This is a genomic window from Bradyrhizobium sp. BRP23, assembly GCF_020194135.1.
GTDB lineage: Bacteria > Pseudomonadota > Alphaproteobacteria > Rhizobiales > Xanthobacteraceae > Bradyrhizobium > Bradyrhizobium yuanmingense.
The window spans coordinates 265310-289998 of the sequence record NZ_JADYVW010000005.1 but is presented as its reverse complement, the minus strand read 5'-3'; the positions used below and the strand labels follow the sequence as shown (position 1 = coordinate 289998).

General features: G+C 65.3%; 27 protein-coding genes. 14 read left to right on the top strand and 13 right to left on the bottom strand.

Annotated features, from left to right (window positions below):
• Positions 1 to 243: 243 nt before the first annotated feature.
• Together I6F24_RS16305 and I6F24_RS16300 are read left to right on the top strand one after the other, a co-directional pair.
• Entirely contained in the window at positions 244 to 1017 is a 774-nt protein-coding gene (locus tag I6F24_RS16305) for a YsnF/AvaK domain-containing protein (protein ID WP_225126859.1), read from the top strand.
• A 378-nt stretch (positions 1018 to 1395) separates the two neighbouring features.
• The gene (locus tag I6F24_RS16300; RefSeq protein ID WP_081492967.1) at positions 1396 to 1665 is read left to right on the top strand and encodes a nuclear transport factor 2 family protein; all 270 of its coding nucleotides are present in this window, start codon (positions 1396 to 1398) and stop codon (positions 1663 to 1665) included.
• Here I6F24_RS16300 and I6F24_RS16295 read toward each other — a convergent pair.
• The 3 genes from I6F24_RS16295 to I6F24_RS16285 all read right to left on the bottom strand — a co-directional run bounded on the left by I6F24_RS16295 (position 1662) and on the right by I6F24_RS16285 (position 4543).
• A complete protein-coding gene (locus I6F24_RS16295) occupies positions 1662 to 2417 on the bottom strand; it encodes an SDR family NAD(P)-dependent oxidoreductase (protein ID WP_225150980.1) in 756 nt (251 codons plus the stop codon). The two genes, I6F24_RS16300 and I6F24_RS16295, sit on opposite strands and share 4 nt — an antisense overlap.
• Positions 2414 to 3589: an ABC transporter substrate-binding protein gene (locus I6F24_RS16290; RefSeq protein ID WP_225151147.1), complete on the bottom strand. Its 1176-nt coding sequence runs from the start codon at positions 3587 to 3589 to the stop codon at positions 2414 to 2416. Before I6F24_RS16290 ends, I6F24_RS16295 begins: the two co-directional genes overlap by 4 nt.
• 150 nt (positions 3590 to 3739) lie before the next feature.
• Entirely contained in the window at positions 3740 to 4543 is an 804-nt protein-coding gene (locus I6F24_RS16285; RefSeq protein WP_225150978.1) for an acetoacetate decarboxylase family protein, read from the bottom strand.
• Positions 4544 to 4712: 169 nt separating this feature from the next.
• Here I6F24_RS16285 and xseA point away from each other — a divergent pair, with 169 nt between their 5' ends.
• On the top strand, positions 4713 to 6332 hold the full coding sequence (gene xseA / locus I6F24_RS16280; RefSeq protein WP_225150976.1) for an exodeoxyribonuclease VII large subunit: 1620 nt from the start codon (positions 4713 to 4715) through the stop codon (positions 6330 to 6332).
• Between the two features lie 145 nt (positions 6333 to 6477).
• Here xseA and I6F24_RS16275 read toward each other — a convergent pair whose 3' ends face one another.
• The gene (locus I6F24_RS16275; RefSeq protein ID WP_204347664.1) at positions 6478 to 6621 is read right to left on the bottom strand and encodes a hypothetical protein; all 144 of its coding nucleotides are present in this window, start codon (positions 6619 to 6621) and stop codon (positions 6478 to 6480) included.
• A 64-nt stretch (positions 6622 to 6685) separates the two neighbouring features.
• Positions 6686 to 7480 (bottom strand): dienelactone hydrolase family protein, encoded by a 795-nt coding sequence (locus I6F24_RS16270; RefSeq protein WP_225150974.1) that lies wholly within the window; start codon positions 7478 to 7480, stop codon positions 6686 to 6688.
• Positions 7481 to 7674: 194 nt separating this feature from the next.
• On the opposite strand from I6F24_RS16270, the gene I6F24_RS16265 reads away from it, so the two are divergent.
• From I6F24_RS16265 to I6F24_RS16245, 5 genes are all read left to right on the top strand, one after another.
• A complete protein-coding gene (locus I6F24_RS16265; protein WP_036009228.1) occupies positions 7675 to 7899 on the top strand; it encodes a DUF2093 domain-containing protein in 225 nt (74 codons plus the stop codon).
• Between the two features lie 244 nt (positions 7900 to 8143).
• Entirely contained in the window at positions 8144 to 9439 is a 1296-nt protein-coding gene (locus tag I6F24_RS16260; RefSeq protein WP_225150972.1) for a pilus assembly protein TadG-related protein, read from the top strand.
• Positions 9440 to 9513: 74 nt separating this feature from the next.
• A complete protein-coding gene (locus I6F24_RS16255; RefSeq protein ID WP_036027076.1) occupies positions 9514 to 9954 on the top strand; it encodes a TadE/TadG family type IV pilus assembly protein in 441 nt (146 codons plus the stop codon).
• Positions 9951 to 10328, top strand: coding sequence for a TadE/TadG family type IV pilus assembly protein (locus I6F24_RS16250; RefSeq protein ID WP_225113339.1), 378 nt, complete (start codon positions 9951 to 9953; stop codon positions 10326 to 10328). The genes I6F24_RS16255 and I6F24_RS16250 overlap by 4 nt, the downstream gene beginning before the upstream one ends.
• 310 nt (positions 10329 to 10638) lie before the next feature.
• Positions 10639 to 10866: a hypothetical protein gene (locus tag I6F24_RS16245; RefSeq protein ID WP_225150970.1), complete on the top strand. Its 228-nt coding sequence runs from the start codon at positions 10639 to 10641 to the stop codon at positions 10864 to 10866.
• 317 nt (positions 10867 to 11183) lie between these two features.
• On the opposite strand, the gene lpxK is transcribed toward I6F24_RS16245, so the two are convergent.
• The 6 genes from lpxK to I6F24_RS16215 all read right to left on the bottom strand — a co-directional run bounded on the left by lpxK (position 11184) and on the right by I6F24_RS16215 (position 16718).
• Complete coding sequence (gene lpxK / locus I6F24_RS16240; RefSeq protein ID WP_225150968.1) at positions 11184 to 12200, bottom strand: tetraacyldisaccharide 4'-kinase; 1017 nt, start codon at positions 12198 to 12200, stop codon at positions 11184 to 11186.
• Positions 12193 to 13539 carry a 3-deoxy-D-manno-octulosonic acid transferase gene (locus tag I6F24_RS16235; RefSeq protein WP_225113342.1) on the bottom strand — a complete coding sequence of 449 codons (1347 nt, stop codon included), beginning with the start codon at positions 13537 to 13539 and terminating at the stop codon, positions 12193 to 12195. Before I6F24_RS16235 ends, lpxK begins: the two co-directional genes overlap by 8 nt.
• Positions 13502 to 14221: a lysophospholipid acyltransferase family protein gene (locus tag I6F24_RS16230; RefSeq protein ID WP_036039958.1), complete on the bottom strand. Its 720-nt coding sequence runs from the start codon at positions 14219 to 14221 to the stop codon at positions 13502 to 13504. Before I6F24_RS16230 ends, I6F24_RS16235 begins: the two co-directional genes overlap by 38 nt.
• A complete protein-coding gene (locus I6F24_RS16225) occupies positions 14218 to 14460 on the bottom strand; it encodes a DUF4170 domain-containing protein (RefSeq protein ID WP_036039955.1) in 243 nt (80 codons plus the stop codon). Before I6F24_RS16225 ends, I6F24_RS16230 begins: the two co-directional genes overlap by 4 nt.
• 61 nt (positions 14461 to 14521) lie before the next feature.
• Entirely contained in the window at positions 14522 to 15340 is an 819-nt protein-coding gene (locus I6F24_RS16220) for a 3'(2'),5'-bisphosphate nucleotidase CysQ (RefSeq protein WP_225150967.1), read from the bottom strand.
• Positions 15327 to 16718: a TldD/PmbA family protein gene (locus I6F24_RS16215; RefSeq protein WP_036027073.1), complete on the bottom strand. Its 1392-nt coding sequence runs from the start codon at positions 16716 to 16718 to the stop codon at positions 15327 to 15329. Before I6F24_RS16215 ends, I6F24_RS16220 begins: the two co-directional genes overlap by 14 nt.
• 264 nt (positions 16719 to 16982) lie before the next feature.
• On the opposite strand from I6F24_RS16215, the gene I6F24_RS16210 reads away from it, so the two are divergent.
• A complete protein-coding gene (locus I6F24_RS16210; RefSeq protein ID WP_225113345.1) occupies positions 16983 to 17501 on the top strand; it encodes a DUF6101 family protein in 519 nt (172 codons plus the stop codon).
• Between the two features lie 108 nt (positions 17502 to 17609).
• On the opposite strand, the gene ubiA is transcribed toward I6F24_RS16210, so the two are convergent.
• Positions 17610 to 18566: a 4-hydroxybenzoate octaprenyltransferase gene (gene ubiA, locus I6F24_RS16205; RefSeq protein WP_225150965.1), complete on the bottom strand. Its 957-nt coding sequence runs from the start codon at positions 18564 to 18566 to the stop codon at positions 17610 to 17612.
• 140 nt (positions 18567 to 18706) lie between these two features.
• Entirely contained in the window at positions 18707 to 19369 is a 663-nt protein-coding gene (locus tag I6F24_RS16200) for a hypothetical protein (protein WP_225124427.1), read from the bottom strand.
• Positions 19370 to 19577: 208 nt separating this feature from the next.
• On the opposite strand from I6F24_RS16200, the gene I6F24_RS16195 reads away from it, so the two are divergent.
• The 5 genes from I6F24_RS16195 to I6F24_RS16175 all read left to right on the top strand — a co-directional run bounded on the left by I6F24_RS16195 (position 19578) and on the right by I6F24_RS16175 (position 24669).
• Complete coding sequence (locus I6F24_RS16195; protein ID WP_225150963.1) at positions 19578 to 20333, top strand: 16S rRNA (uracil(1498)-N(3))-methyltransferase; 756 nt, start codon at positions 19578 to 19580, stop codon at positions 20331 to 20333.
• A gap of 237 nt (positions 20334 to 20570) precedes the next feature.
• Positions 20571 to 21722 (top strand): ATP phosphoribosyltransferase regulatory subunit, encoded by a 1152-nt coding sequence (locus I6F24_RS16190; RefSeq protein WP_225150961.1) that lies wholly within the window; start codon positions 20571 to 20573, stop codon positions 21720 to 21722.
• 3 nt (positions 21723 to 21725) lie between these two features.
• A complete protein-coding gene (gene hisG, locus I6F24_RS16185) occupies positions 21726 to 22703 on the top strand; it encodes an ATP phosphoribosyltransferase (protein ID WP_036014272.1) in 978 nt (325 codons plus the stop codon).
• A gap of 86 nt (positions 22704 to 22789) precedes the next feature.
• Positions 22790 to 23827, top strand: coding sequence for a glycosyltransferase family 2 protein (locus I6F24_RS16180; RefSeq protein ID WP_057027634.1), 1038 nt, complete (start codon positions 22790 to 22792; stop codon positions 23825 to 23827).
• Positions 23824 to 24669, top strand: coding sequence for a ChbG/HpnK family deacetylase (locus tag I6F24_RS16175; protein ID WP_225150959.1), 846 nt, complete (start codon positions 23824 to 23826; stop codon positions 24667 to 24669). The genes I6F24_RS16180 and I6F24_RS16175 overlap by 4 nt, the downstream gene beginning before the upstream one ends.
• Positions 24670 to 24689 lie beyond the last annotated feature (20 nt).

Here is a 24689-nt window from a genome sequence, read left to right as displayed (position 1 = left end):
TGGATGGTTACGCAATCGCTCCGGGTTTTGTCGGACTAAGGACGAGGTGAGTGTTCGATAAGCTGATTTGCAGCCTGACAGTATGCTCGCATCGCCGCCGGTCCAAATCTAAGAGCGGTAGCTCCAAGCTCGCGTCGTTGCCCGGCAGCCCCGTCTATAGCGAGCGCTTCGCAAACCTTGCGAAAAAATTAAGAACGATGCGTTGTCTCTGGCGTTGGGCGCATGTCCATAGAGGAGGCAAACATGCAAGGACAATGCGTGGTAGCAGTATACAACTCTCGTAACGATGCAGAGGAAGCGTACCGTGCTGTGGTCGGTTCAGGCGTTCCAGCAGATCATGTGAGGCTGAGCAATCAGCCATCACAGTCAAGCAGCGAAAGAGCAAGCGAAAGCTCGGATGGAGGAAGTTTCTGGGACTGGCTGTTTGGAAGCGATGTACCGGCAGACGAGCGCCGCCTGTATGAAAGCCACATGGAAAGGGGCGGCACCGCATTGTCGGTGCTAGTGGATGCTCCCACCATGGCCGATCTCGAACGCATCGAAGGTGTGCTGCAGGAGTACAATCCGGTCGAGATCCACGAAGAAAATGGGGGCGGCTCGACAGCGGTCGGAAGCGGAGTGTCAGGACCCTCGGTGAGGCAAGAAGGGTATGACTCTCAAGGCGACGAACCCGAGAAGGTTATCCCTCTCCCGGAAGAAGAATTGAAGGTGGGCAAACGGGCCACCGAAACCGTCAAGCATATAAGAACTTACGTAGTCGAGGAGCCTGTACAAAAGGACGTACAACTGCGCGATGAGCGAACTGTCATCGAGCGCCGTCCAGCTACGGGAGCTGCGACAGGGCAACCAACGGAACGGGAGTACGAGGTGCGAGAGCTGCATGAGGAGCCCGTAGTCCAGAAGGAGACTCGAGCCGGTGAAGAACTGGTGGTACGCAAAGAAGCGGCCGAACGTACTGAGAGAGTTGCTGATACGGTGAAGAAAACCAGGGCCGACATCGACAAGACTGAGCGTTGAGCTAGCTGATCAACCGCCGGCATCAAAGATCGGCAGTGGCGAGTGAGGGCGGCTTTGGGCCGCTCTCACTTGCTCGGATATTAAAATAGTCGTGCGTCAGAGCGAAAGCGCCAGCACTTCATCGGCCTTACAGCTGTTGGCTCACATGCACGGTAGATCGGACGCGGGGGCCGTGCTCACTTCGACCGCCGCTTGTGGCCCTTAGGCGAGGTTCAGGCGGCGTACACGTTGGTTGGGACAGAGCGGGAGCGACCGCCGAGCTTCCAAACGGCGCTGATGACCCGAAGGCGACATCGACCAAACGTCTAATCGGCCCTTCAACTCACCTGTGTGCCCTTATGTTATTGTATCCCTTCCGAGAACTCGATGGAGGGAAGGATGGACATCCGATGGAAATTGACGGCGCCGGGTGAAGCGTTCAACGCGCACGACTTGGATTCCATCATGGAGTTCTTTGCTGACGATTGTATCTTGGAGATGCCGAGGGGAAGCAAGCCTTGGGGCTCCCGCTTCGAAGGCAAACGCAACGTACGAGACGGGCTCGCGACGCGCTTTGAAGGCTTGCCGGATGTTCACTACGGCGACGCCGAGCATTTTGCGGATACGATGGCAAACACGGGCATTTCAAAATGGACGCTCACGCTCTAACCGGCGGTCATGCCGGCATCGACGATCCAGGCCGCGCCGTTCACGTGAGCAGCCTCGTCGGATGCGAGGAAGGCAACGATGTTCGCGACGTCCTGCGGTCGTCCGTGCGCGCTCGCAGCATTTCGACGCATTGTGATGGCGCCCTCGCGCGCCTGGCCTTCCAACTCCCGGATCATGCGCGACTCGACCGGACCGGGCAGAACGGCGTTGATCCTGATCTTCGTTCCGGCGACATCGAGCGCTGCCGTGCGCGTCAGTCCGAGCACGGCGTGCTTGGAGGCGACGTAGCCTGCGAGCCCTGCACGTCCGCGGATCGCGGACGTCGATGCGGTGTTGATGATCGCGCCCGTCCCGCGTTGCATCATCCTGGCGATCACGTGCTTGAGGCCGAGAAAAACGCCCTTGACGTTCACCTGCAGCAATTGATCGAACGTTTCGTCGGGATATTCGTGAAGAGGAGCGACGACGCCCTCGATGCCCGCGTTGTTGGCGAAGATGCCGATCGGCCCCAGACGTGCTTCGGTCGCCTCTACGAATGCGATCGTATCCTGAGCGAGGGAGACATCCGCGCGGATGGCGAGCGCCCTTGCCCCGGCCTTCTCGACCAGCTGCGCGGTGGCGCGTGCAGCCGCTTCGTCGCGGTCGACGATCGCGACCGCAGCGCTCATCTGCGCCAACTTCAGCGCAATGGCGCGCCCGATATCGCCCCCGCCGCCCGTGACCAGCGCGACCGGCCGATCAGTGCCACTCACGACTTCAGGAACTCGCAGCCGCCATCCGCCAGCGGCCGCCAGGCCTCGGACGGCGCGATGGTCTTGACCAGCTTGTAATAGTCCCAGGGGTATTTGGACTCACCGGGAGTCTTCACCTCGAACAGATACATGTTGTGCAGCTTGCGACCGTCGGCGCGCACGCTGCCCTTGCCGAACAGGGGATCATCGGTCGGCAGCTTCTTCATCTGTTCGACCACGGCCTTGCCGTCGCTGGAGGCGCCGAGCGCATCGACGGCTTTGAGGTAGTGCAGCGTCGTGGCATAGGCGCCCGCATGCAGCGCGGTCGGATAACGGCCGTTGTTGCGCGGAGCGAAGCGCTTGGTCCAGGCCCGGGTGTCGTCATTCAGATCCCAGTAGAAGGATTCGGTGAACTGCAGCCCTTGCGCAATCTTCAGGCCGAGCGAATGGACGTCGCTGAGATACAGCACCGTCGCCACCACGCGCTGGCCGCCTTGGGGAATGCCGAATTCGACCGCCTGCTTGATGGAGTTGATGGTATCGCCGCCGGCATTGATCAAGGCGATGATCTCCGCCTTCGAAGCTTGCGCCTGCAACAGGAAGGATGAGAAATCCTGCGTGTTGATCGGCGTGCGGACGCCGCCGAGAACCTTGCCGCCGAATTTCTGCACGACGTTCTTGATGTCGCCCTCCATGGCATGGCCGAAGGCATAGTCGGCCGTGAGCAGGAACCAGCTCTTGCCGCCGCTCTCGACGACGGCGCGCGCGACACCCGACGAGAGCGCGTAGGTGTCGTAGGTCCAGTGCACGAGATTGGGCGAGCAGGACTTGCCGGTCAGGTCCGACGACGAGGCGCCGGAGACCAGCAGCGTCTTGTTGTTCTGCTGCACGACGTTGCGCACCGCGAGGGCGACGGCCGAATTCGGCGCATCGACGATGACATCGACGCCTTGCCGATCGATCCACTCGCGCGCGATGTTGGCGCCGAGATCGGCCTTGTTCATGTGGTCGCCGCTGATGATCTCGACCGGCCGGGTCAGCTTTGGACCCGAAGCCTGGAAATCCTCGACCGCCATTTTGGCAGCCAACAGCGAGCCCGGGCCGGTGACATCGGCATAGAGGCTGGACATATCCGTCAGCACGCCAATGCGCAGCGGCTTTGCGTCTTGCGCCCGTGCACCGAGCCCCGTCATGCCCAGCGCCAATCCGCCGGCGCCAGCCAGCAGCCGGCGGCGGCTCACCCGAAATCGTGCTGCCATGGGCAGACCCTCCTTTGCCCTGTGCGTGTTTCTTCCCAGTTTTCGCCGCCCGCATGTACATGGCACGCAGGCTGATCTTGTCGTTCAGGGTGTGAGGCGCTCGATGAGCCTGCGGTCCTCGACCTCGAATCCGCCGCCATAGACGTCCGACACCATGAAATGCGCGCCGAGAATCTCCGGCTCGAGCTCGGCAATCGGATCGTACGCGGTGCCGTGCAGCGTCATCGCGGCGCGGCCGGGCACCGGCGTCGAATATTTCAACGGCGTGCGGCGGTAGGCGATGTCCGCATAGGCCGTGCCGAGCCGCTCGGGATGCGGCAGACGGCGCACATGGATCTCACCGGCCGGCAGCTTATCGCCGTCGACGATGCGGACGACCGGCGCGGACGGATCCGGCGTAAAGGCGAAATCGGCGAGCGGAATGCCGCGGCGCCGCACCCATCCGGTGATCGATCCATCGGCATGCTCGTCGAAGGCGTAATGCGCATCCTTCTTGGTGTAGCCGAACACCTCGCGTCCGGCACAGATCCCCATGGGATCGCTGCAATACATGAAGATGTGCGTCTCGGTGAACAGCCCCTTGTAGCGCACGGGCACCGAGATCATCAGATCGAACATCTCGCCCGCATGCACGGCGAGAGAATGGCCAGGCGAACGCATGAAGCGGAACGCCACGCGGTCGCTGGCGATCTCGAACGGCGTCTCTGCGAGCAAGGTCGCGACCTTGCCGGGCGCGACACGGGTCATGATCTCGACGGTGCGCAAGGTGCAGCCCCACTCCACCGGATAAGCCGGCGAATAGGGCGGATTGACCCCGCTATTCGGCTTGAGCTGGTACTGCCCGAACATGCGTCCGCGCGGGTCGTCGGGATCGGTGACCACAGCCATGGGGCCGCTTCCTCTGATTTATATATGATTTGTAAATTTCATATATGAAATCTAGGTCGAGTCAAGTTGCCTTCCAAGCTGCGGTTCCTTGGGGCTAGCGAATCGATTGGCGCTGCGGCGCGAAAATCCTTAACGTCGGGCCTGACCCCAAAATGCCGAATCGTTTGCTATGCCGCCTGCGGAACAACTGCTCAACGCGCCTGAATTCACCGTCTCCGAACTGTCCCTGTCCCTGAAGCGGACGGTCGAGGACGCCTTCGGCCATGTCCGCGTCCGCGGCGAGATCTCCGGCTTTCGCGGGGCCCATTCCTCCGGCCATTGCTATTTCGCGCTCAAGGACGAGAGCGCCAAGATCGAGGCGGTGATCTGGAAGGGCGTGCATAGCCGGATGCGCTTCAAGCCGCAGGAGGGGCTCGAGGTCATCGCCACCGGCAAGCTGACGACCTATCCGGGCTCCTCGAAATACCAGATCGTGATCGAGGCGCTGGAGCCGGCCGGCATCGGCGCGCTGATGGCGCTGATGGAGGAGCGCAAGAAGAAGCTCGCCACCGAGGGCCTGTTCGACGAGTCGCGCAAGCAGCTGCTGCCCTGGCTGCCGGAGGTGATCGGCGTCGTGACCTCGCCGACCGGCGCCGTCATCCGCGACATCCTGCATCGGCTGGAGGACCGCTTTCCCCGCCGCGTGCTGGTGTGGCCGGTCAAGGTGCAGGGCGACGGCTCGGCCGAGCAGGTGGCGGCCGCGATCCGCGGTTTCAACGCGCTCTCCGAGGGCGGCAGGATTCCGCGGCCCGACGTGCTGATCGTCGCGCGCGGCGGCGGCTCGCTGGAGGATCTCTGGTCGTTCAACGAGGAGATCGTGGTGCGCGCCGCAGCTGAGAGCATGATCCCGCTGATCTCGGCGGTGGGGCACGAGACCGACATCACGCTGATCGATTTCGTCGCCGACAAGCGCGCGCCGACGCCGACGGCGGCGGCCGAGATGGCCGTGCCGGTGCGCAGCGACCTGTTCGTCGAGGTGGGCGATCTCGGGCGCCGCACCCGCGCCTATTGGCAGCGCGCCCAGGAGAGCCGCCGCAGCGAGCTGCGCGCCGCCGCGCGCGCGCTGCCGGCGGCCGGCGATCTGCTCGCGATCCCGCGGCAGCGGCTGGATTCGGCCGGCGCGTCCCTGCCCCGCTGCCTCAAGGCCAACACGCACGCGCATTTCCGCAGGTTCACCGCGGCCAGCGCGAAACTGACGCTGCGCGTGCTGCACGGCCAGATCTCGCAGGCCGATCATCGCCTCACCGTGTGCGGCGAGCGGCTTGGTCTCTCCGCGCGCTCGCTGCTGCGGCGGCGGCGCGACCGCTTTGCGGGACTGGAGGTGCGGCTGCGGGCCTCAAAGCTTGCGAATGCGCAGGCACAGCGCAACGCGATTGCCCGCCAGCGCGAGCGCACGCATCGTCTGACTGAGCGGGCGCAGCGCGCGCTTGTCACGCTGCTGCACCGATTAGAGGCGCGGGTCGAGAACAGCGGCAAGCTGCTCTCCGCGCTGTCCTATCGCAGCGTGCTCGCGCGCGGCTTTGCGCTGGTGCGCGACGAGGCCGGCCATCCCGTGCATGCGGCTGATGCGATCGGCCCCGGCGCGCGGGTCGAGATCGAGTTCGCGGACGGCCGTGTCGGCGCAACGGCGGATGCGGATCGCCCGGCGCCCGCGGAGAGGCGCGCGCCGGCGCAGCCCAAGCCGGCGGCGGAGACCAAGCCGGCGCCGAGGCGGTTGGTCAAGCCGGTGGATCAGGGCAGCTTGTTCTGAGGAGGGAGGACGGGCTCTATCCGCGTCATTGCGAGGAGCCCTTGCGACGAAGCAATCCAGACTGCTTCCGCGGAGGGATTCTGGATTGCTTCGCTGCGCTCGCAATGACGATGTGGCGACAGCGCGTCTCCCATTCAAATCTACTTCAGCGACACGACAATCCCGCCTCGATCGTGGTCCAGAAGCCGCAATGGTCCGGCGCGCGATGGGAGGCGTGGGCTTCGAACAGCAGGATCGCGACGGTGAAGACGATCAGGGCGGAGGCGAAGAGCGTGATGCGGCCATGCATGTGAGATGCGTTTAATCGATATCGTGGTCGAACTAAGGCGAGGCCAAGCGCGGCGGCACCACCCTCACCGCGCCAGCCATTGCGCGACGTCCTTCTGCGAGGCGGCGCGGGCCTCGGCATCCCCGTGCTCGGGCGCAGCGGCGGCGTGCAGCGGCGTGCTGGCGCGGTCGAAATCGTGATCGGCGCCGGGATAGACCACGATGCGCGCCAGCGCGCTGCGGCCGCGCGCGCCGTCCACCATCTGGCGGCAGGCCGGCGGCGACGACACCTCGTCATCGGCGCCGATCAAGACCAGCGTCGGCACCCGCGTGCTCCAGCCGAGGCCCGCCGAGATCCGGCAATCCGGATAGAACGCAATCGCGGCGCGGAAGTCCGGACCGTGATCGCGCCCCGCGCTCTGCGGACGCACGGCCCAGAGCAGCGCGCTCGCACCATTGGCCCAGCCGATCAGGCTGACACGGTCCCGCGCCACGAAAGGCTGCTGCATCAGCCAGGCGCGCGCGGCCGCGATATCGGCGACGCGTTCGCGCCGCGCCTTGACGTGCATCTCCTTGACGCGGCATTGCGGGCCGAGCTCGCGCGAGCCGTAGCTGTCGGGCAGCAGCACGGCATTGCCGGCCTTGAGCAGGCGTTCGGCCCAATCGCGATAGCGCGGCAGCACGGGATCGGAATGGCTACCCAGCCCGCCGCAGCCGTGCAGCGCGATCACGGCCGGGAACGGCCCCTCGCCCGCGGGCTTGTAGAGCTGCGCATGGAGCACCCCGGAGGCGAGCCGAATCTCGACCGGCTGCGGCGCCGGGGCGGCGTGCGCGGCCGACATCAGCAGCGTCAGGAACAAAGCGGCGAGGCGAAGGCGCATCGGACTCTGCGGCAGGAGCTGCCGGAACCGGCGCCCCTTCGACCGAAGCCTTATCATGCGAAAACGGCGGCAAATCATCACGAACCGGTGGGTTTAACGGGCGGACAAGCCACCCCATCTATGCTACATCCCGTCCAACACATCGTGCCTTCCACGGCTTTCCATGGAGAGGCCTCCCACGGAGACTTTCGACCGTGCTGAACAAGTTCGGCCCCTCGGGCCATGGCGAAGCGCAGGTGCAATATCTCGACGGCGATTTCCGCGTGATCTCGCCGGGGACCTTCGTGCGCTGCGCGATCACCGACGTCCGCATCCCGCTCGACGAGCTGAAGTATTGGAGCGTCGATCTGCAGGAGGCCTATGCCACGCCAACCGCGGTGCTGCAGCGGCATTTTCCCGGCGCGCTGAAGCAGCCGTGATCCTTCGGCTCTCGCAACTCTCGTAAGGCGGGTAAAACCGGCAGACTTATAATGCTGGTGGTAACAATTGCAGAGTGCAATTCCATCTGACTTCTCCTGGATGCGGCTTCATTCCATAAGATTGCGGCCATGAATGCCGGCTGAATGTTCGCCGATATCTAAAATTGTCAGGCTTCCATTGGGGCCCATTTAAGCCGGCCCGCACCACATTGCCTCGGGATAAAGTGGCAAGCAGGCAGGAAGCATGGACCTCCGGAGAATTTTCAGCCGTTCGTTCGGTGTACCTTCGAGCGCTAGGGATCATTTGCTCGAACGGTTCATCCGCGACGAGACGGGCAGTTACGTGCTCATTTCTGCGCTGCTCATGCCGGTCCTGGTCGGCACTGCCGGCCTCGGAACGGAAGTGGGCTGGTGGTACTACAAGCACAAGAACATGCAGAGCGTTGCAGATTCCGGCGCAGTCAGCGCTGCGACGGCTGCCAGTGTCGGCGGCGACCCCTCGTCGGAAGCCAAGGCGGTCGCGGCAAATTATGGTTACACCGACGGCGCGAACGACGTCACTGTCACGGTGAACCAGCCACCCAAAACAGGCAGTCAGGCCTCGAACGCACAGGCCATCGAAGTCATCGTCAGTCAACCGCAGCGTCGGCTGCTGTCCGCCTTGTTCGGCTCGGATCGCGTACCAATCACCGCGCGCTCGGTCGCGCTGCCCAATTCCGGGACGGGCTGCGTCCTTGCGCTCAACAGGAGCGCAAGCCCCGCTGTCAACGTCAGCGGCGGCAACCAGCTCAACCTGATCAAGTGCAATCTCTACAGCAACTCGAGCGCAAGCCCCTCGCTCAACGTCGCCGGCAGCGCCTCGGTCGCGGCGAACCAGGTCGGCGTGGTTGGCGACGTCTCCGGCGCGAGCAGCATCACGGCGACCAACGGAATCAAGACGCACATCACGCCCGTCGCCGATCCCTACGCCGACGTCACTCCCCCGATGCGGCCGAGTTGCAGCAATGCCAAGATCACGGTCAACGCCAACGGAAAGACAAACTCGCTCGACCCCGGCTGCTACATGGGCAGCATCACGGTCAACGCCGGCGCAGTCCTGAACCTCAATCCCGGCATCTACTATCTTGATGGCGCCAGCTTGAGCGTCGCCGGAAATGCCACCATCACCGGCAGCGGCGTCACCCTGGTGTTCACGGGCTCCGGAAGCGACTGGGGCACCGCCTCGATCGGCAGCAACGCGAGCGTCGACCTGACCGGGCCGACCAGCGGCCCAACGAAGGGCATCGTCATGTACGGCGACCGCAACATGCCGGCCGGGACCAATTTCAATCTCACCGGCGGTGCTACGCAGAATTTCGGCGGTGCCATCTACCTGCCAAAGGCCAATCTCAGCTTCAGCGGCGGCAACGGCACCAGCACATCCTGCACCAAGATCATCGCGGATACGCTGACGTTCAGCGGCACGTCGAACCTGCAGGTCAATTGCACCGCGCTCGGCACCGCGACGATCGGTTCGCAGACCGCGCAGCTCGTCGAATGAGGTTTGGAGCGATGCAGATCCAGAGTTTCTCATTTAAGCTTGGCCGTCGATGGCTTGGTTCTCTGGCGCGGCATGTGCGAATCGCTGCCGGCGATCAACGGGGCGTCGCGGCAGCCGAATTCGCCATCCTGGTTCCCCTGCTGTCCCTGATGGTCGTCTCGGTCACGGACATCGGGCTTGCCCTCTATCGCAAGATGCAGGTCGAAAATGCCGCGCAAGCGGGAGCCCAGTACGCGATTGCGCGCGGCTTCGACACGAGCGGCATCGCGAACGCCGTCGCAAGTGCCACCAGCGCGACGAACATTACCGCTTCACCTCCGCCGGTCCAGTTCTGCGGATGTCCGACGAGTGCGGGCGTGAGCGCCACCAGCTGCGGAACGGTCTGCACCGGCGGTGCGCCGGCCGGGACATATACGACGGTCTCGGCGCAAGCGACGTACTATACGATCATCGACTATCAGATCGTGGCGGCTACCTACACATACACCGCTCAGTCCACCACGAGGCTGCAGTGAAGCTCACCGCATTATGGCGGGACACGCGCGGCACCACAGCGCTGGAATTTGCGCTGACCGCTCCCGTGTTCTTCCTGTTCATATTCGGGATCATCGAATGCGGGCTGCTGTTCTGGACTCAGCTCGGAATCCAGCATGGCAGCGAAATGGCCGCGCGCTGCGCGAGCGTCAACAACACGCTCTGCCCGAGCAGCAGCGCGATCACGACCTACGCTGCCCAGCAGGCCTACGGCCTCACGCTCCCCCCGGGGACATTCACCTTTGCCACGGCCGCATGCGGCAACCAGGTCAGCGCGAGCTATTCATTCGAGTTTCCGCAGATCATCAACCTGTCTCCGATCACGCTGACCGCGCGAGCCTGCTTCCCGAGCTGAGGTCGCCGACAGAAAAATGGATTCTGCCATGCCAATCGCTTGCGTTCTACATTCCTTGCAGCCGTGGGTGAGTCGTTTCGCCCTGTGGTTGGATTCTTTGTTGCAATTCCGCGCCCTAGAGTTGTTTGATGAAGTTCTGCTGAAACAAAGCACTGCTATAGTGCACGTTAGGTAATTGACCCTGTTCTTTTTTATCGCACAGACGATCCGGTCAACCAAACAGCCATCGAGCGTTGGAATTGGCGCGGTCTGTGAACGGGCTCATATCGAAGAGCCATCTGACGGGCGACGATCACCTTGAAAATTCGCGGTGGAATATCTGCAAATCGACAATCAAGCGATGGGGGTGATCATGCCCGCCATTTTCGACCTGCTCTATCGTGAATATTGCCGCGCCCGTCTCGCTGAGATGCGCAAACAGCTTCTGATCGCAGCTGAGCGCGCTGAAGCTGTCACAGCGGATCATTATCCCGCGACGCTGAGTGACGATGAGAGAACGGACCCGCACCGCAAGACCGGTCTCGGCCTGCCGAATTGAAGCGGCTCCAAGACCGGCGATCACTCCCGCGTAGCAGTGACCAAGCAATTGGCAACAGTTTGGGAGACGGCAATGAATACACCCGAATGCTACACCGTCGTCGTCGCCTGCATGTCGTGCCTCACCATCATCGGATTGATGGCCGCCGGCGCGTGGTGAGCATGGCTCGTTGCAGACATGATTCCGACTTCGACATGAGTACAGCCGCCGCGTCGTCCGACGGCGGCGGCTGAACTTTGGATCCGCAGATCAGCTTCCCGGCGGCGAATACGACACGTTTCGCGACCAGGGCAGAGACGTTGCCTCACGTTGCGCGATCAGCGCGCACTGAACCTTCGCTCGCGCGCTCTATATAGATGATCGCTGATCAATTGCCGCAGCTTCGCCAGGTCATCGAACTCGAGCTGAACGGCGAACGGCACGATGCCGTCAGGCACGCCTGCGCTGCCGCGCAAGCGTGCAAGATCCTTTTCCGTCGTCACCAGCGTGAGCTGCTCGCGCTGCGCCTCCGCTGCGAGCGCTGCGATCTCGCCGTCCGAAAACATGTGGTGATCGGCGAAGGCGCGCGTGCGAACGACGTCGATCCCGCTCGCACGCAGGGTACGGAAGAAACGCTCGGGATCGCCGATGCCGGCGAAGGCGAACACCCGCTTGCCGAGCAGCTGCGCGAGCGAGGCCGCATCCGGCTTCAGGCGCGCACGCAGCTCGGGCTTGTTCCGCTTCGCGATCTCCGCCGCGACGTCGTTGGCGGCATTGCCGTCGCCGATCAGCACCAGCGCATCGGTGCGCGCGAGCTGCGCCGCGAGCGGGGCGCGCAGGGGCCCTGCGGGAAACACCTCGCCGTTGCCGAGGCCGCGCTCGCCGTCGATCACGATCAGCGAGGCGTCCTTGAACAGGCGCGGATTCTGGAAGCCGTCATCCATCAGGATCACGGTGGCGCCTTGCGATTTCGCCAGCGCGACGCCGTCGAGGCGGTCGCGCGCGACCACGACCGGGACGTCGCGCGCCATCATCATGGGTTCGTCGCCGACGTCGGACGCATCGTGACGCTCGCGGTCGACCATCACCGGCCCCTTCAGGCGCCCGCCATAGCCGCGGCTGAGCACGACCGGCGTCTCGCCGAGCTCGCGCAAGAGCTTGGTCAAGGCCAGCACCGTCGGCGTCTTGCCGGCACCGCCGACATGGTAGTTGCCGACACAGATCACGGGGATGCCGGCGTCCACGCCCTGGCGCAGCATGCGCCGTGCAGTGATCGCGCCGTAAAGCGCACCGAGCGGCCATAGCGCGTACGATTGAAGGGAGCGTGGCCGGTACCAAAAGGCCGGCTCACGCATTGGCGGCCCCCATCTCGATCCGCAACTGCAGCAGATACGGCTCGAGCGCGGTCATGGTGCGATCGAGCGCACCGCCAAGCTGCTCGACCACGCCCGTGCCTGCGCGCTGCATCTTGTCGCGCATGGTGGGATCGGCCAGCAACTGGCCGAGCTGCTTGACGAGCGCCTCCTGCGTGTCGGCTTGCCGCGCCCCGCCGCTGGTATCGAGCGCTTCATAGACGTCGGCGAAGTTGAACACGTGCGGACCGTGGACGATCGCGGCGCCCAGCTTGATCGCCTCGATCGGGTTCTGCCCGCCATGGTGGATCAGCGATCCGCCCATGAACACGATTCCCGAGAGCCGATAGAACAGGCCGAGCTCGCCCATGGTGTCGGCGACATAGACGTCGGTCGTCGCGGTCGGCAGCTCCTCGCGCGAGCGCAAGCTGGGCTTCAGGCCCGACGCCGTGACGAGGCCTGCGATCGATGAGCCGCGATCCGGGTGCCGCGGCACGATCACGGTGAGAAGCTGCGGGAAGAAGCCGACCAGGCTGCGATGCGCCGCGACCAGCATCTCGTCCTCGCCCGGATGGGTCGAGGCCGCGACGATGATCGGACGCCCGCGCGTCATCGCCATCAGCCGTTCGAGCTTGGCGGGGTCGGCCGGCGGCGCGGGCACGTCGAGCTTGAGATTGCCCGTCGTCGCGACGTCGCGGCCGCCGAGCGCGGCAAAGCGCTCGGCATCTTTCTTCGACTGCGCAAGACAGATGTCGAACCGCGACAACAGCGCCGAGATGGTGCCGTGCATGCGGCGCCAGCGCGGGAAGGAACGCGGCGACATCCGCCCGTTGATCAGCACCATCGGCACCCGGCGCGCCGCGCCGGCGAGGATCAGGTTCGGCCACAAATCGGATTCAATGAACAGCGCCAGCGACGGCTTCCAATGATCGAGGAAGCGCGCGACGTAGCGCGGCGAGTCATACGGCACGTATTGATGGATGACGTCGGGGGGAAAGCGTTTTGCGACGACCGCGGCCGAGGTGACCGTGCCCGAGGTGAGCAGGATGCGCAGATTGAGATCGCGCAGGCGCTCGATCAGGGCGGCCGCCGCCAGGACCTCGCCGACGCTGGCACCATGAATCCAGACCAACGGGCCGTGCGGCCGCACGTCGGCGGACAGGCCGCGCCGCTCGCCGACGCGGGCGGGATCCTCCTTGCCCTGCTTCAGCCGCCGCTTGATCAGCGCAGGCGCGAGTGGCACCAGGCCGGCGGCCAGGCGCCGATACATCCGCAGCGTGATCGGCAGCGCAATGGGCAGCGACTTAGGCATCTTCCGGTCCCGGGCGGCCGAGCTGCGCATAGGCGCGCCGGGTCGCCTCGTTCAACGTGTCTTCCAGCTCCTGCCGCAACGTCTCCATCATGGCGGCGTCGGCATCTGCGGGAACGTGGATTTCCTTGATGCCGACCAAAGCGCCCCGCCCGAATGGCAAATTGATGGTGGTGCGATCCCAGTTCTTGAGCCGGACGAAGCGGCTGGTCGCCATCGCGAAAGGCATGATCGGCCGTCCCGATTCCCGTGCCAGCATGATAATGCCGAGCCCGACCACGCGCGAGCGCTTGGGGACATCGGCGGTCAACGCGACATTACAACCGGCCTGGAGCGTCCGCACCATTTCCTTGAAGGCGCCGACGCCACCTTTGCGGTGGAACGCGCCGCCATGGTCGCCGGAACCGCGGATCGTGCCGATCCCGAGCCGCTCGGCGGCGATGGCATTGAACTCGCCGTCGCGGTGCCGGGAGATCAGCACCTTGGCCCGATAGGAGGCCTTGTTCTGGTTCTTGATGAAGGGCGTCAGGAAATGCTGGCCGTGCCAGAACGCGAAGATCGCAGGGAGCTGCGGCTCGACGCGCTCGTAGACGTCGGGCGGATCGAAGGTGAAGGTGTTGGTCCGCCAGACCAGACGCAGATATTCGGCCGCCAGGACCCCGACGGCACGCTGAAACCAGCTGCTTCGCAGCGTATTGCGAAGCAGTTTCTTCAACGCGCCGGTTCTTGATTCGGATCGAGCAGCCGATGCAGGTGGACGATGAAGTAGCGCATCTGCGCGTTGTCGACCGTGCTCTGCGCCTTGGCCCGCCAGGCGGCGTGGGCGCTGGCATAGTTCGGATACAGGCCGACGATGTCGACCTCGTCCAGATTCTTGAAGGTGTTGTGCTCGAGATCGACGAGCTCGCCGCCGATGACGAGGTGGAGCAGTTGTTGCGGGGCGCTATCTGGCATGAGTTCTGTTCCTAAGGGGCTGCCCGGCAAAGCAGTGTTCGAGAAGCACCACGAATGCGCCTTAGGCTATCGGACGGTTGCGAAAATGCGCGACAATGCCCGCATGACGTTCGCGTCCCGCTGCCACCAGCACCCCGTGCGCCACTTCCCGGCGGTTATAGAGGATGGGTTCTCCGGAGAGGTCGCTCATCCTACCATCCGCTTCCTGCACGATCAAATCGGCCGCCGCAAGATCCCAATCATGGCTGTTGCCGCCCGCAAATGCCGCATCCAGCGCGCCATCGGCGACCCGGCACAGCCGCAGCGCCAGCGAGCCGATCCGCCGGTGCAGCTTGATCTCGCCGAGTGACGGCTTCAGCCGCTCGACCAGCGGCTTCGGGCCGGCGACGCGGGCGAAGTCGAGTTCGGATCCGCCTGTCGCGCGCACCGGCTTGTCGTTGAGCGTCGTGCCCTTGCCGCGCACCGCGAAGAAGAATTCGTCGCTGGCCGGGGCGAATACGGCGGCGAGCACCGGCGAAGCGTCCGCCACCAGCGCGACGCTGACGCACCATTCGTCATGGCCGCCGAGATAATTGCGCGTGCCGTCGATGGGATCGACGATCCAGGTCAGCCGCCGCGACAGCCGCGCCGCATCGTCGGCGCTCTCCTCGGACAGCCAGCCATATTCGGGCGTTTCAGCACGCAGGCGCGATTCGAGCAGATCGTTGACGGCGATGTCGGCCTCCGACACCGGCGAGGACGCGCCCTTGGTCCACTTCCTCAGCTCGGTGCGGAACATCGACTGCGCCAGCGCGCCCGCCTCCCGCACCGTGTCCTTCAGCAGCGCCGCGTCGCGGGTCAGGAGGGTGTGGTCGAGAGAATGCGCGTCAGCGTCCGCCAAGCGTCAAACCCTCGATGCGCACCGTCGGCGCATTGATGCCGTAGCGGAATTCGAGATTGTTCGCAGGCTGCATCGACCTGAAGATCTCGAACAGATGGCCGGCGATCGTCACCTCGCTGACGGGATAGGTGATCTCGCCGTTCTCGATCCAGAAGCCGGAGGCGCCGCGGCTGTAATCGCCGGTGACGCCGTTGACGCCGGAGCCGATCAGGTCGGTGACGTAGAAGCCCTGCTTGATGTCGGCGATCAGCTCGGCCGGCGTTGCAGAGCCGGGCTCAAGATGCAGATTGTACGGCCCCGGCGAAGGCGAGGAGGACACGCCGCGATGGGCGTGACCGGTGGTGGTGAGGCCGAGCTCGCGCGCGGTGGCACAGTCGAGCAGCCAAGTCGTCAACACGCCGTCGTCGACCAGCGCGGTCCGCTTCACCGCGACGCCTTCGGCATCGAAGGTCTGCGAGCGCAGCCCGCGCTTGCGCAGGGGATCGTCGATGATGCGGATGTTCTTCGCAAACAGCTGCTGGCCGAGCTTGTCCTTCAGGAAGCTGGTCTTGCGCGCGATCGAGGCGCCGTTGATGGCGCCGACGAGATGGCCGACCAGGGAGCCGGCGACGCGCGGATCGAACACCACCGGGACCTTGCAGGTCTCGACCTTGCGCGGATTGTAGCGCGCCACGGTGCGCTCGCCGGCGGAGCGGCCGACGACCTCCGGCGACAGCAGATCGGCGCCATGCGGCGCCGAGGTGAAGTCGTAGTCGCGCTCCATGCCGGTGCCTTCGCCCGATATGGCGGTGGCGGAGATGCCCTGGCTGGAGCGCAGATAGGAGCCGTGGAAGCCGGTCGAGGTGACGAGCACCATGCCGCCGATGCCGGATGAGGCCGAGGCGCCGCCGGACTTGGTCACGCCCTTGACGCCGAGCGCGGCAGCTTCGGCCGCGAGCGCGCGGCGCTCGAGCTCGGTCGTCGTGGGCACGGCGGGATCGAGCAGGTCGAGATCGGGAAAGTCGCGCGCGAGCAGCGCGGGATCGGCAAGGCCGACATATTTGTCGTCGGGCGCGACGCGCGCCATCGCAACCGCACGCTCGGCGAGCTTGGTGACGGCATCGCCGCTGACGTCGTTGGTGGAGACCACCGCCTGACGCTGACCGACCAGCACGCGCAGACCGACATCGTCGCCCTCGGACCGCTCGGATTCCTCGACGCGTCCGTCGCGGACCTCGACGCCCTGCGAGACGCCGCGCACCGCGACCGCGTCGGCCGCATCCGCGCCGGCGCGCTTGGCCGCCTCGACCAGCCGCTGCGCGAGATCGGAGAGCGCGGACTGATCGAACAGGTCGCGATTGGCGGAAGGCGAAAGCGTCGGGCTTGGTGAAGAGTTCACGAACGAAATCCTGTTGGGGCGGGGTTCGGGACCGGAACCCACAGATGTGCCCTGATAGCGCGGACTTCAAGCATTTTCAGCCCGCCAAAAGCTCAGATTCGCGACGTCGGCGCAACGTCTCGTCAATCATGCACGCCAAGGTCTTGTCAATCATGAGGAGCGAGTGACGGTGGGTTAACCAGCCTTTTTAAGCGGTTTCGGACCGCCCGGCGCTAAGGTCCTCGCATCGACCGGGAACATAATCCTGGCGGGGAGAACGAAGCCGTGAGGCGTCAAACAGCAACATGCGGGGCCCACCCCGCCGGGTCGAGCCGCTCCCTGCGGCTCGACCCTCTTTCCCTTCCGGTCCGCTTCGATGCGCATGATCCGCGCGCCGACGGACATGTCAGGCAGATCGAGCTTCATCGCGAGCGTGTCGTGCTGCGCCGTGCCGTGCGCGGCATGCAGATGGCGATCAACGTGCGCGTCGCCGACTTCACCGGCGTTGCGCTCCGCGGCAATGACGAGACGCAGACGCTCGTCCTCGTGCATCGCGATCCTTCGCTGTCCATCCCGCTACTGATCAGCGCGGACGCGGACGAGATCGCGCAGGCCTGGGCGATCTGGAGCGAGATCTTTGCGCTGCCGCAGCTCGACGAAGGCGCGCGCAAACCCGCACCGCGCCGCCGCCGCGCCAATGCGATCCGCGCCCGCCGTCCGAAATTCTTGATGCGCCGGCGCACCGCAATGGCGCGCGAGCTGCCGGTTCATCAGGGCGAGCGCGAGATCATCGCGAGGAATTGACGGTGCCGTAGGGTGGGTTAGCCCGAAGGGCGTAACCCACCTCTTTGCTTTCCGCGCAGATAGGAGTTGGTGGATTACGCTTCGCTAATCCACCCTACGCATTTCGCGTCACGCCGCCCGCAGCACCGCGTCGGCGAGCAACCCCGCAAACAACAGCAAGCCGGCATCGCGGTTCGACTTGAACAGGCGCAGGCACAGCTCGGGATCGTTGATGCGCAGCCGCACGATCTGCCACACCAGATGCGCGGCGAAGGCGGCAAGCCCGAGCCAGGCCGGCCAGCGCGCTTCGCCAGATGCCAGCGCGACGCCGATCAGCATCACCGCGAGCCCGTAGAACAGGACCAGCGCCTGGCGCGTATGCGCGCCGAACAGGCGCGCGGTCGACTTGATGCCGATCAACGCGTCGTCCTCAGTGTCCTGATGCGCGTAGATGGTGTCATAGCCGATCACCCAGGAGATCGCGCCGGCATAGAGCACGAGCGCGGTGGCGTCGATGCGGCCGAAGGTGACGGCAAACCCCATCAACGCGCCCCAGGAGAAGGCGAGCCCGAGCACGATCTGCGGCCACCAGGTGATGCGCTTCATGAAGGGATAGATCGCGACGATCAGGAGTGAGGCGATGCCCGTTGCAATCGCGAAGCGGTTGAACTGCAGCAGCACCGCAAGACCGACCAGCGCCTGCGCGACCATGAAGACCAGCGCCTGCCTGGTGGTCACCTGCCGCGACGGCAGCGGCCGCGAGCGCGTGCGCTCGACCTTGCCGTCGAGGTCGCGATCGGTGATGTCGTTCCAGGTGCAGCCGGCCCCGCGCATGACGAAAGCGCCGATGAAGAACAGCACGATGGTGAGCGGCAGGCCGCGAACGTCATGCGCCATGCCGGCGGCCAGCGCCGCCGACCACCAGCATGGCATCAGGAGAAGCCAGGAGCCGATCGGGCGATCGAAGCGGGACAGGCGCAGGTAAGGCCGCGCCCAATGCGGCGCGAGCGTATCGACCCAGTTGCCGGTGGAATCGGCAACGCGGGCGGATGTGCTGGTGCCCAGTTTTCGAAGTTCGTATTCCATCGCGGCGTATTCCGGTACGGACTTCGAAAACTACAAGGGCACGAGCAAGAAAACCAATTCATGCGCCGCTTATCGATTTGAAGTTCCTATGAGGATCTCGCGGCAAGCACCGTAGGAACTTCAAATCGGCGGCACGTGTATCATCGGGTCAGGACGTTGCCGTTGAGCGTATCGAAGGTGCTGCCGCCCTTCTTGCCGGCGTTAGCCTCGGGCGCGGAGCCAGAGCCCAGCACCTCGCTCAGCGACGGACCGGCCGGACCGCGCGGCTGGTTCTGCATCTGTTGCGCGACGTTGCAGACCTTCGTCGCCATGGCCTCGGTGTTCTTGTGACCTTCCTTCAGCTGCGCACCGATCTGGGGCGGGATTCCGCATTTGGCGGCATTGGTCTCGATGTACTTGATCATCTTGACTTCAGCCTGGCTGAAATTGCGGATCAGCTTGCAGGCCTCGTCCGGTTGCGCGCGACGATCGCTCGCGGCCTTGATCAGCTTGCCGCGCTTCTCGGCTTCCTCGCGCAGCGGAATGAATGCCTTCATGCAGTCCTCGCCGGGACCGGCCTGCGTCGGGGGAGCCGCGCTGAAGGCGCCGGCGCCACCGATCGGGGCAGCACCGTTCACGGGAAAGGACGATTGCGGCGCCGCACCGAGCGAAGCTGCGGGTGCCGAACCGTTAACCGGAGGAAATGGGGAATTGGCGGCAGGCTGGTTGGGCAGCGGCGCCGGGAACGCGCTTTGCGCAGACGCGCCCGCAGCACCCATGGCCACCATGGCGGCAGTGATCGGAACCATCAAATGGCGGATCATCAAGATAGTCTCTCCGGCAGGAGCTTACGGGTTCAGGGCTTCCCAATTGAAGCGCGACCAGCGTGTTCGCGTTTTTACGATTCCCGCCGGCGCTTAACAACCCGTGGAATAGGGCGAGAGCGCGGCGCTGGGACGCACCAGTTCGGCAATATTTACCCCCGAAATGGCGCCTTTCGGTTAAGAACGGCCGGTAATCGGATCCCAAGCGATGCCTTCCCACGATTTTCGCGCCCCCCGCCTGTTCGTCGATGCCACCCTGGCCCAGGACGCCAGGGTGCCGCTCGACCGCGACCAGAGCAACTATCTCGGCAATGTGCTGCGGCTGGCGGCCGGGGCCGAGGTCCTGGCCTTCAACGGCAGGGATGGCGAGTGGCAGGCCGCCATCGAGGGCCGCAAGCGGCCGGACGGCCTCGTGATCCTGCAGCAGACCCGGCCCCAGGACCATCTCGCCGACCTCACTTACGTCTTTGCCCCGCTCAAACATGCCCGGCTGGACTACATGGTGCAGAAGGCCATCGAGATGGGCGCCGCCGCCCTGCAGCCGGTGCTGACCCGGTTCACCCAGGCGTCCCGGGTGAACACCGAGCGGATGCGCGCCAATGTGGTCGAGGCGGCCGAACAATGCGGCATCCTCAGCATCGCCAGCGTGGCCGAGCCGGTGCCGCTGGAGCGCTTCCTGAGCCAGCGGCCCGCCGACCGCCTGCTGATCTTCTGCGACGAGGCGGCGGAGGTCCAGAATCCCATTCAGAGCCTGCAAGGCGCGCGCGAGGTCGGACGCGGTATCGACGTGCTGATCGGCCCCGAGGGCGGTTTTGCCGAGGAAGAGCGGGCGCTGTTGCTGCGCCAGCCCAAAATCCTGCGGCTGGCGCTCGGCCCCCGCATCATGCGGGCGGACACCGCCGCGGTCGCCGCCCTGGCGCTGGTGCAAGCGGTGCTGGGGGATTGGAGCGGAAAGGCCAGCTAACTTCGTCAGCGGTGCAAACGCATGGCGTCGTCATGCCCGGGCTTGTCCCGGGCATCCACGTCCTTTTGCGCCGGTGGGCAAGGCGTGGACGGCCGGGACAAGCCCGGCCATGACGAATTGCCCACCCGTTAAGCGATTGATCCTTTGGAGGTCGAAACCGCTGTCGGGCCATGCTAAGGGCTGCGCCAATTCGCCTCCCCTTGCCTGCCCGGTTCCGCCGGGCGATGGACCGCAGAGATGACCGCGACTGCCACCTCAAATGCTGCCGGCTCCGCCGCCTGGGCGGATACGCTGCTCTTGTCGTTTGCGCAGGCCGGCTATGTGAGGGCCGAACCCGCCATCCTGCAGCCGGCCGAGCCGTTCCTGGACCTCTCCGGCGAGGACATCCGCAAGAGCCTGTACCTGACCACCGACCTCTCCGGCGAGGAGCTCTGCCTGCGCCCGGACCTGACCATTCCTGTCGCGCGCGACTATCTGGCCTCGGGGCGCGCCGGCCAGCCGGCGGGGTTCAGCTATCTCGGCCCGGTGTTCCGCTACCGTAGCGGCCAGGCCCGTGAATTCCTCCAGGCCGGTATCGAATCGTTCGCCCGTGAGGATCGCGCCGCGGCCGATGCCGAGATGCTGGCGCTGGGGCTGGAGGCGACGGCCGCCTTCGGCGTCCGCGACGTCGAGATCCGCACCGGCGATGTCGCCTTGTTCAATGCGCTGCTCGACGCCCTCAACCTCTATCCGGTCTGGCGCCGCCGTCTGGTCAAGGATTTCAACCGCAAGATCAGCCTGGAGCAGGATCTGGAGCGGCTGGCGGCCGCGACCACCGCGACGCGCAGCGAGTATGAGGGCGTGCTGGCGGCCCTTGCCGGCTCCGACCGCAAGGCTGCGCTCGCCTTCGTCACCGATCTGATGTCGATCGCCGGCACCACCAATGTCGGCGGCCGCACCACGGCAGAGATCGCCGATCGCTTCCTTGAGCAATCGACGCTGAAGGGCGGCGCGCTGCCGCGCGAGGCGATCGCCGTGCTCAAGCGCTTCCTGTCGATTTCGGGCAATCCAGACGACGCCATCGCCGAGCTGCGCGCACTCACGACGAACGCGAAGCTCGATCTCGCATCTGCGATCGATCAGTTCGAGAGCCGGGTCGGCTTCATGGCCGCGCGCGGCATCAACGTGAGGCAGATTCGTTTCTCGACCGCGTTCGGGCGCGGGCTCGATTATTACACCGGCTTCGAGTTCGAGCTGCATCACAGCGGCAACGGCACCGAGCCGCTGGTCGCCGGCGGCCGCTACGACGGGCTGATGACCCAGCTCGGATCAGCTGAGCCGATTCCGGCGGTCGGCTTCTCGGTCTGGGTGGAGGCGCTGAACCGGATCGGCCGCAAGGTGGGAGCTTAAGTCATGAGCGCGCCATTCGTTCTGGCCGTTCCCTCCAAGGGCCGCCTGCAGGAGAACACTGAGGCCTTCTTTGCCCGTGCCGGCCTCAAACTGTCAAAGGCCGGCGGCGCCCGCGACTACCGCGGCACCATCGCAGGCCTCGACAATGTCGAGGTCGCCTATCTCTCGGCGAGCGAGATCGCCGCGCAATTGTCGCGCGGCTTCGCGCATCTCGGCGTCACCGGCGAAGACCTGGTGCGCGAGAACATCGCCGATGCCGACAAGCGCGTGTCGCTGATCGACGGGCTCGGCTTCGGCTATGCCGACGTCGTCGTCGCGGTGCCGCAGGCCTGGATCGACGTCCGCACCATGGCCGACCTTGACGACGTCACCACCGGCTTCCGCGAGCAGCATCACATGCGGATGCGGGTCGCGACCAAGTTCGTCAACCTCACCCGCGGCTTCTTCCAGGCTCACGGCATCAGCGATTACCGCATCGTCGAGAGCGCGGGCGCCACCGAAGGGGCGCCGGCGGCCGGCAGCGCCGAGCTGATCGTCGACATCACCACGACCGGCGCGACGCTTGCGGCCAACGGCCTGCGGGTGCTCGACGACGGCGTGATCCTGCGCAGCCAGGCCAATCTGGTGGCCGCCAAGGAGGCCGACTGGTCGCCGCAGGCGCGCGAGACGGCGCGTGTCATCCTCGATCACATCGCAGCGCGGGCGCGGGCCAACAAGTACCGCGAAGTCCGCACCCGCTTCCGGCAATGCGATGCCGCCCTGCTCGGGGAAGCCCACAGCCGGTTCGGCGTGGAGGCCCCGTTCGGCGGTCCGACCTCGTCAGGCATGCTGACCCTGCACTGCCCACCGGGGCAGCTCTACGCGCTGGCGAGCTTCCTGCGCGAGCATGGCGCCGAGACCGTCTCGGTGGTGTCGCTCGACTACGTGTTCGACCGCGAGAATCCGCTGTTCGCCAGGCTGGAGGCGTTCCTGCGGCGGTGAGCCCAAGGTTTGTTCAGCTTTGCGACAGCAAACAGCAGCTACCATATGCGGTTGAGAAGACCTAAACACCTCTGGAACCTTGATCGATGACGCTGGGCTCTGACGTATCCGGCATGACGACCACCGCAGCCAGCGCAGCCGCGAAGGGGCTGTCGATCGTCGTTCCCGTCTACAACGAGGCGGCTGGCCTTGCCGGCCTGCATCAGCGCATCTGCGAGCTCGCCAAGACCCTGCGGCAGCGCTATCGCCTGTCTTGCGAGGTGGTCTATGTCGATGACGGCAGCAAGGATGCGACGCTGGCGATCGCGCGCTCATTGCCGGCCGACGCCATCGACGTTCAGGTGGTGTCGCTGTCGCGCAATTTCGGCAAGGAGGCCGCGCTGATGGCGGGCCTCGACCATGCCCGCCTCGGCGCGGTGATGTTCATGGACGGCGACGGCCAGCATCCGCCGGCGCTGGTGGAACAGCTGGTGCGGCACTGGATCGATGACGGCTATGACGTCGTCTACACCGCCAAGGCGCATCGCGACAACGAGTCCTTCCTGCGCCGGGTCGCGGTGCACGGCTTCTACGCGCTGATCAATTGGGGCGCCCGCCAGAAGATTCCGGAGGACGCTGGCGATTTCCGCCTGCTGTCGCCGCGCGCGGTCGCGGCGCTGAGGCAGCTGCCGGAACGCAACCGCTTCTTCAAGGGCCTCGCCAGCTGGATCGGTTTCCGCCAGATCCGCGTCGACTACGAGCCCGCAGCGCGTGCCCATGGCGTCACCACCTTCAACGCCGCGAGCCTGCTTGGCCTGTCGATCGAGGGCCTGACGTCCTTTTCAGTGGCGCCCTTGCGCTTCGCCAGCCTGCTCGGCGTCATTCTCGCAGGAGGCGCCTTCCTGTTCGGCCTTTCGATCCTCTGGGAAGTGTTCACGACCGGCAAGCAGGTGCCCGGCTATCCCTCGCTCGTGATCGGACTGATGACGATCGGCGGCGTGCAGCTCATCATGATCGGCATCGTCGGCGAATATATCGGCAAGATCCTCTCCGAGCTGAAGGCGCGCCCGATCTACTTCGTCGCCGAGCACAGCGAGAAGCATTCCGAAGCTGATGATGCCGCGAGCAGGACGGCAGCCGAATGAGCGTGGCCGCGAGCCCGCGGCGGATCTGGCTCTGCGCCGACGATTACGGCATCAGCCCGGGCGTCAACCGCGCCATCCGCGACCTGATCGAACGCGGCCGCCTCAATGCGACGTCGGTGATGATGGTGGGGCCCGCGATCGCGCGCGGCGACGTCGAGGCGCTGCAGGCTTCGGCAAAGCAAAGCCCGCGCTGCGCGATCGGGCTGCATGTGACGCTGTCGGCGCCGTTCCGGCCGCTCACCATGCATTTCCGCCCCTTGGACGGCGACATGTTCTTCGCCTTTCCCAAGCTGCTGCGCGCCGGACTGATGCGCCGGCTCGACCGTGAATTCATCCGCAACGAGGTGAAGGCACAGCTGGCCGCCTTCATGGACGCGTTCGGACGCACCCCCGACTTCGTCGACGGTCACCAGCATGTGCAGCTCTTCCCGCAGGTGCGCGACGGTTTTGTCGATGCGGTCAGCGAAGTCGCGCCAAACGCCTGGGTGCGCCAAGGCGGCCGCGACCTGCCGCTGCGGCAGCGGCTGGCCTCCCCCAAGGCCATGGTGCTCGATATCCTCAGCGCGCAATTCCGCCGCCGCGCCGGCAGCGCCGGCCTCAGCTTCAACCCCGGCTTCGCCGGCGCCTATGATTTCACGCGCGCCGCCGATTTCTGCGCGCTGATGCGGCAATTCCTGGACGGCCTTCCCGATGGCGGCCTCGTGATGTGCCATCCGGGCTTCGTCGATGATGTCCTTACCGGCCTCGATCCGATGACCGACGTGCGCGAGCGCGAGCACGCCTATCTCGCGGGCGATGCCTTCGCGCGCCTGCTGGCGGATAGCAACGTGACATTGGAGTGATATGTTGTCCTCATGGACAA

Excerpts from the sequence above, each read along its gene's own strand:
- I6F24_RS16305 (WP_225126859.1), top strand. The coding sequence starts at position 244 with ATGCAAGGACAATGCGTGGTAGCAGTATACAACTCTCGTAACGATGCA.
- I6F24_RS16300 (WP_081492967.1), top strand. The coding sequence starts at position 1,396 with ATGGACATCCGATGGAAATTGACGGCGCCGGGTGAAGCGTTCAACGCG.
- I6F24_RS16290 (WP_225151147.1), bottom strand. The coding sequence starts at position 3,589 with ATGACGGGGCTCGGTGCACGGGCGCAAGACGCAAAGCCGCTGCGCATT.
- I6F24_RS16285 (WP_225150978.1), bottom strand. The coding sequence starts at position 4,543 with ATGGCTGTGGTCACCGATCCCGACGACCCGCGCGGACGCATGTTCGGG.
- xseA (WP_225150976.1), top strand. The coding sequence starts at position 4,713 with ATGCCGCCTGCGGAACAACTGCTCAACGCGCCTGAATTCACCGTCTCC.
- I6F24_RS16275 (WP_204347664.1), bottom strand. The coding sequence starts at position 6,621 with ATGCATGGCCGCATCACGCTCTTCGCCTCCGCCCTGATCGTCTTCACC.
- I6F24_RS16270 (WP_225150974.1), bottom strand. The coding sequence starts at position 7,480 with ATGCGCCTTCGCCTCGCCGCTTTGTTCCTGACGCTGCTGATGTCGGCC.
- I6F24_RS16260 (WP_225150972.1), top strand. The coding sequence starts at position 8,144 with ATGGACCTCCGGAGAATTTTCAGCCGTTCGTTCGGTGTACCTTCGAGC.
- lpxK (WP_225150968.1), bottom strand. The coding sequence starts at position 12,200 with ATGCGTGAGCCGGCCTTTTGGTACCGGCCACGCTCCCTTCAATCGTAC.
- I6F24_RS16235 (WP_225113342.1), bottom strand. The coding sequence starts at position 13,539 with ATGCGCAGCTCGGCCGCCCGGGACCGGAAGATGCCTAAGTCGCTGCCC.
- I6F24_RS16225 (WP_036039955.1), bottom strand. The coding sequence starts at position 14,460 with ATGCCAGATAGCGCCCCGCAACAACTGCTCCACCTCGTCATCGGCGGC.
- ubiA (WP_225150965.1), bottom strand. The coding sequence starts at position 18,566 with ATGGAATACGAACTTCGAAAACTGGGCACCAGCACATCCGCCCGCGTT.
- I6F24_RS16200 (WP_225124427.1), bottom strand. The coding sequence starts at position 19,369 with ATGATCCGCCATTTGATGGTTCCGATCACTGCCGCCATGGTGGCCATG.
- I6F24_RS16195 (WP_225150963.1), top strand. The coding sequence starts at position 19,578 with ATGCCTTCCCACGATTTTCGCGCCCCCCGCCTGTTCGTCGATGCCACC.
- I6F24_RS16190 (WP_225150961.1), top strand. The coding sequence starts at position 20,571 with ATGACCGCGACTGCCACCTCAAATGCTGCCGGCTCCGCCGCCTGGGCG.
- hisG (WP_036014272.1), top strand. The coding sequence starts at position 21,726 with ATGAGCGCGCCATTCGTTCTGGCCGTTCCCTCCAAGGGCCGCCTGCAG.
- I6F24_RS16180 (WP_057027634.1), top strand. The coding sequence starts at position 22,790 with ATGACGCTGGGCTCTGACGTATCCGGCATGACGACCACCGCAGCCAGC.
- I6F24_RS16175 (WP_225150959.1), top strand. The coding sequence starts at position 23,824 with ATGAGCGTGGCCGCGAGCCCGCGGCGGATCTGGCTCTGCGCCGACGAT.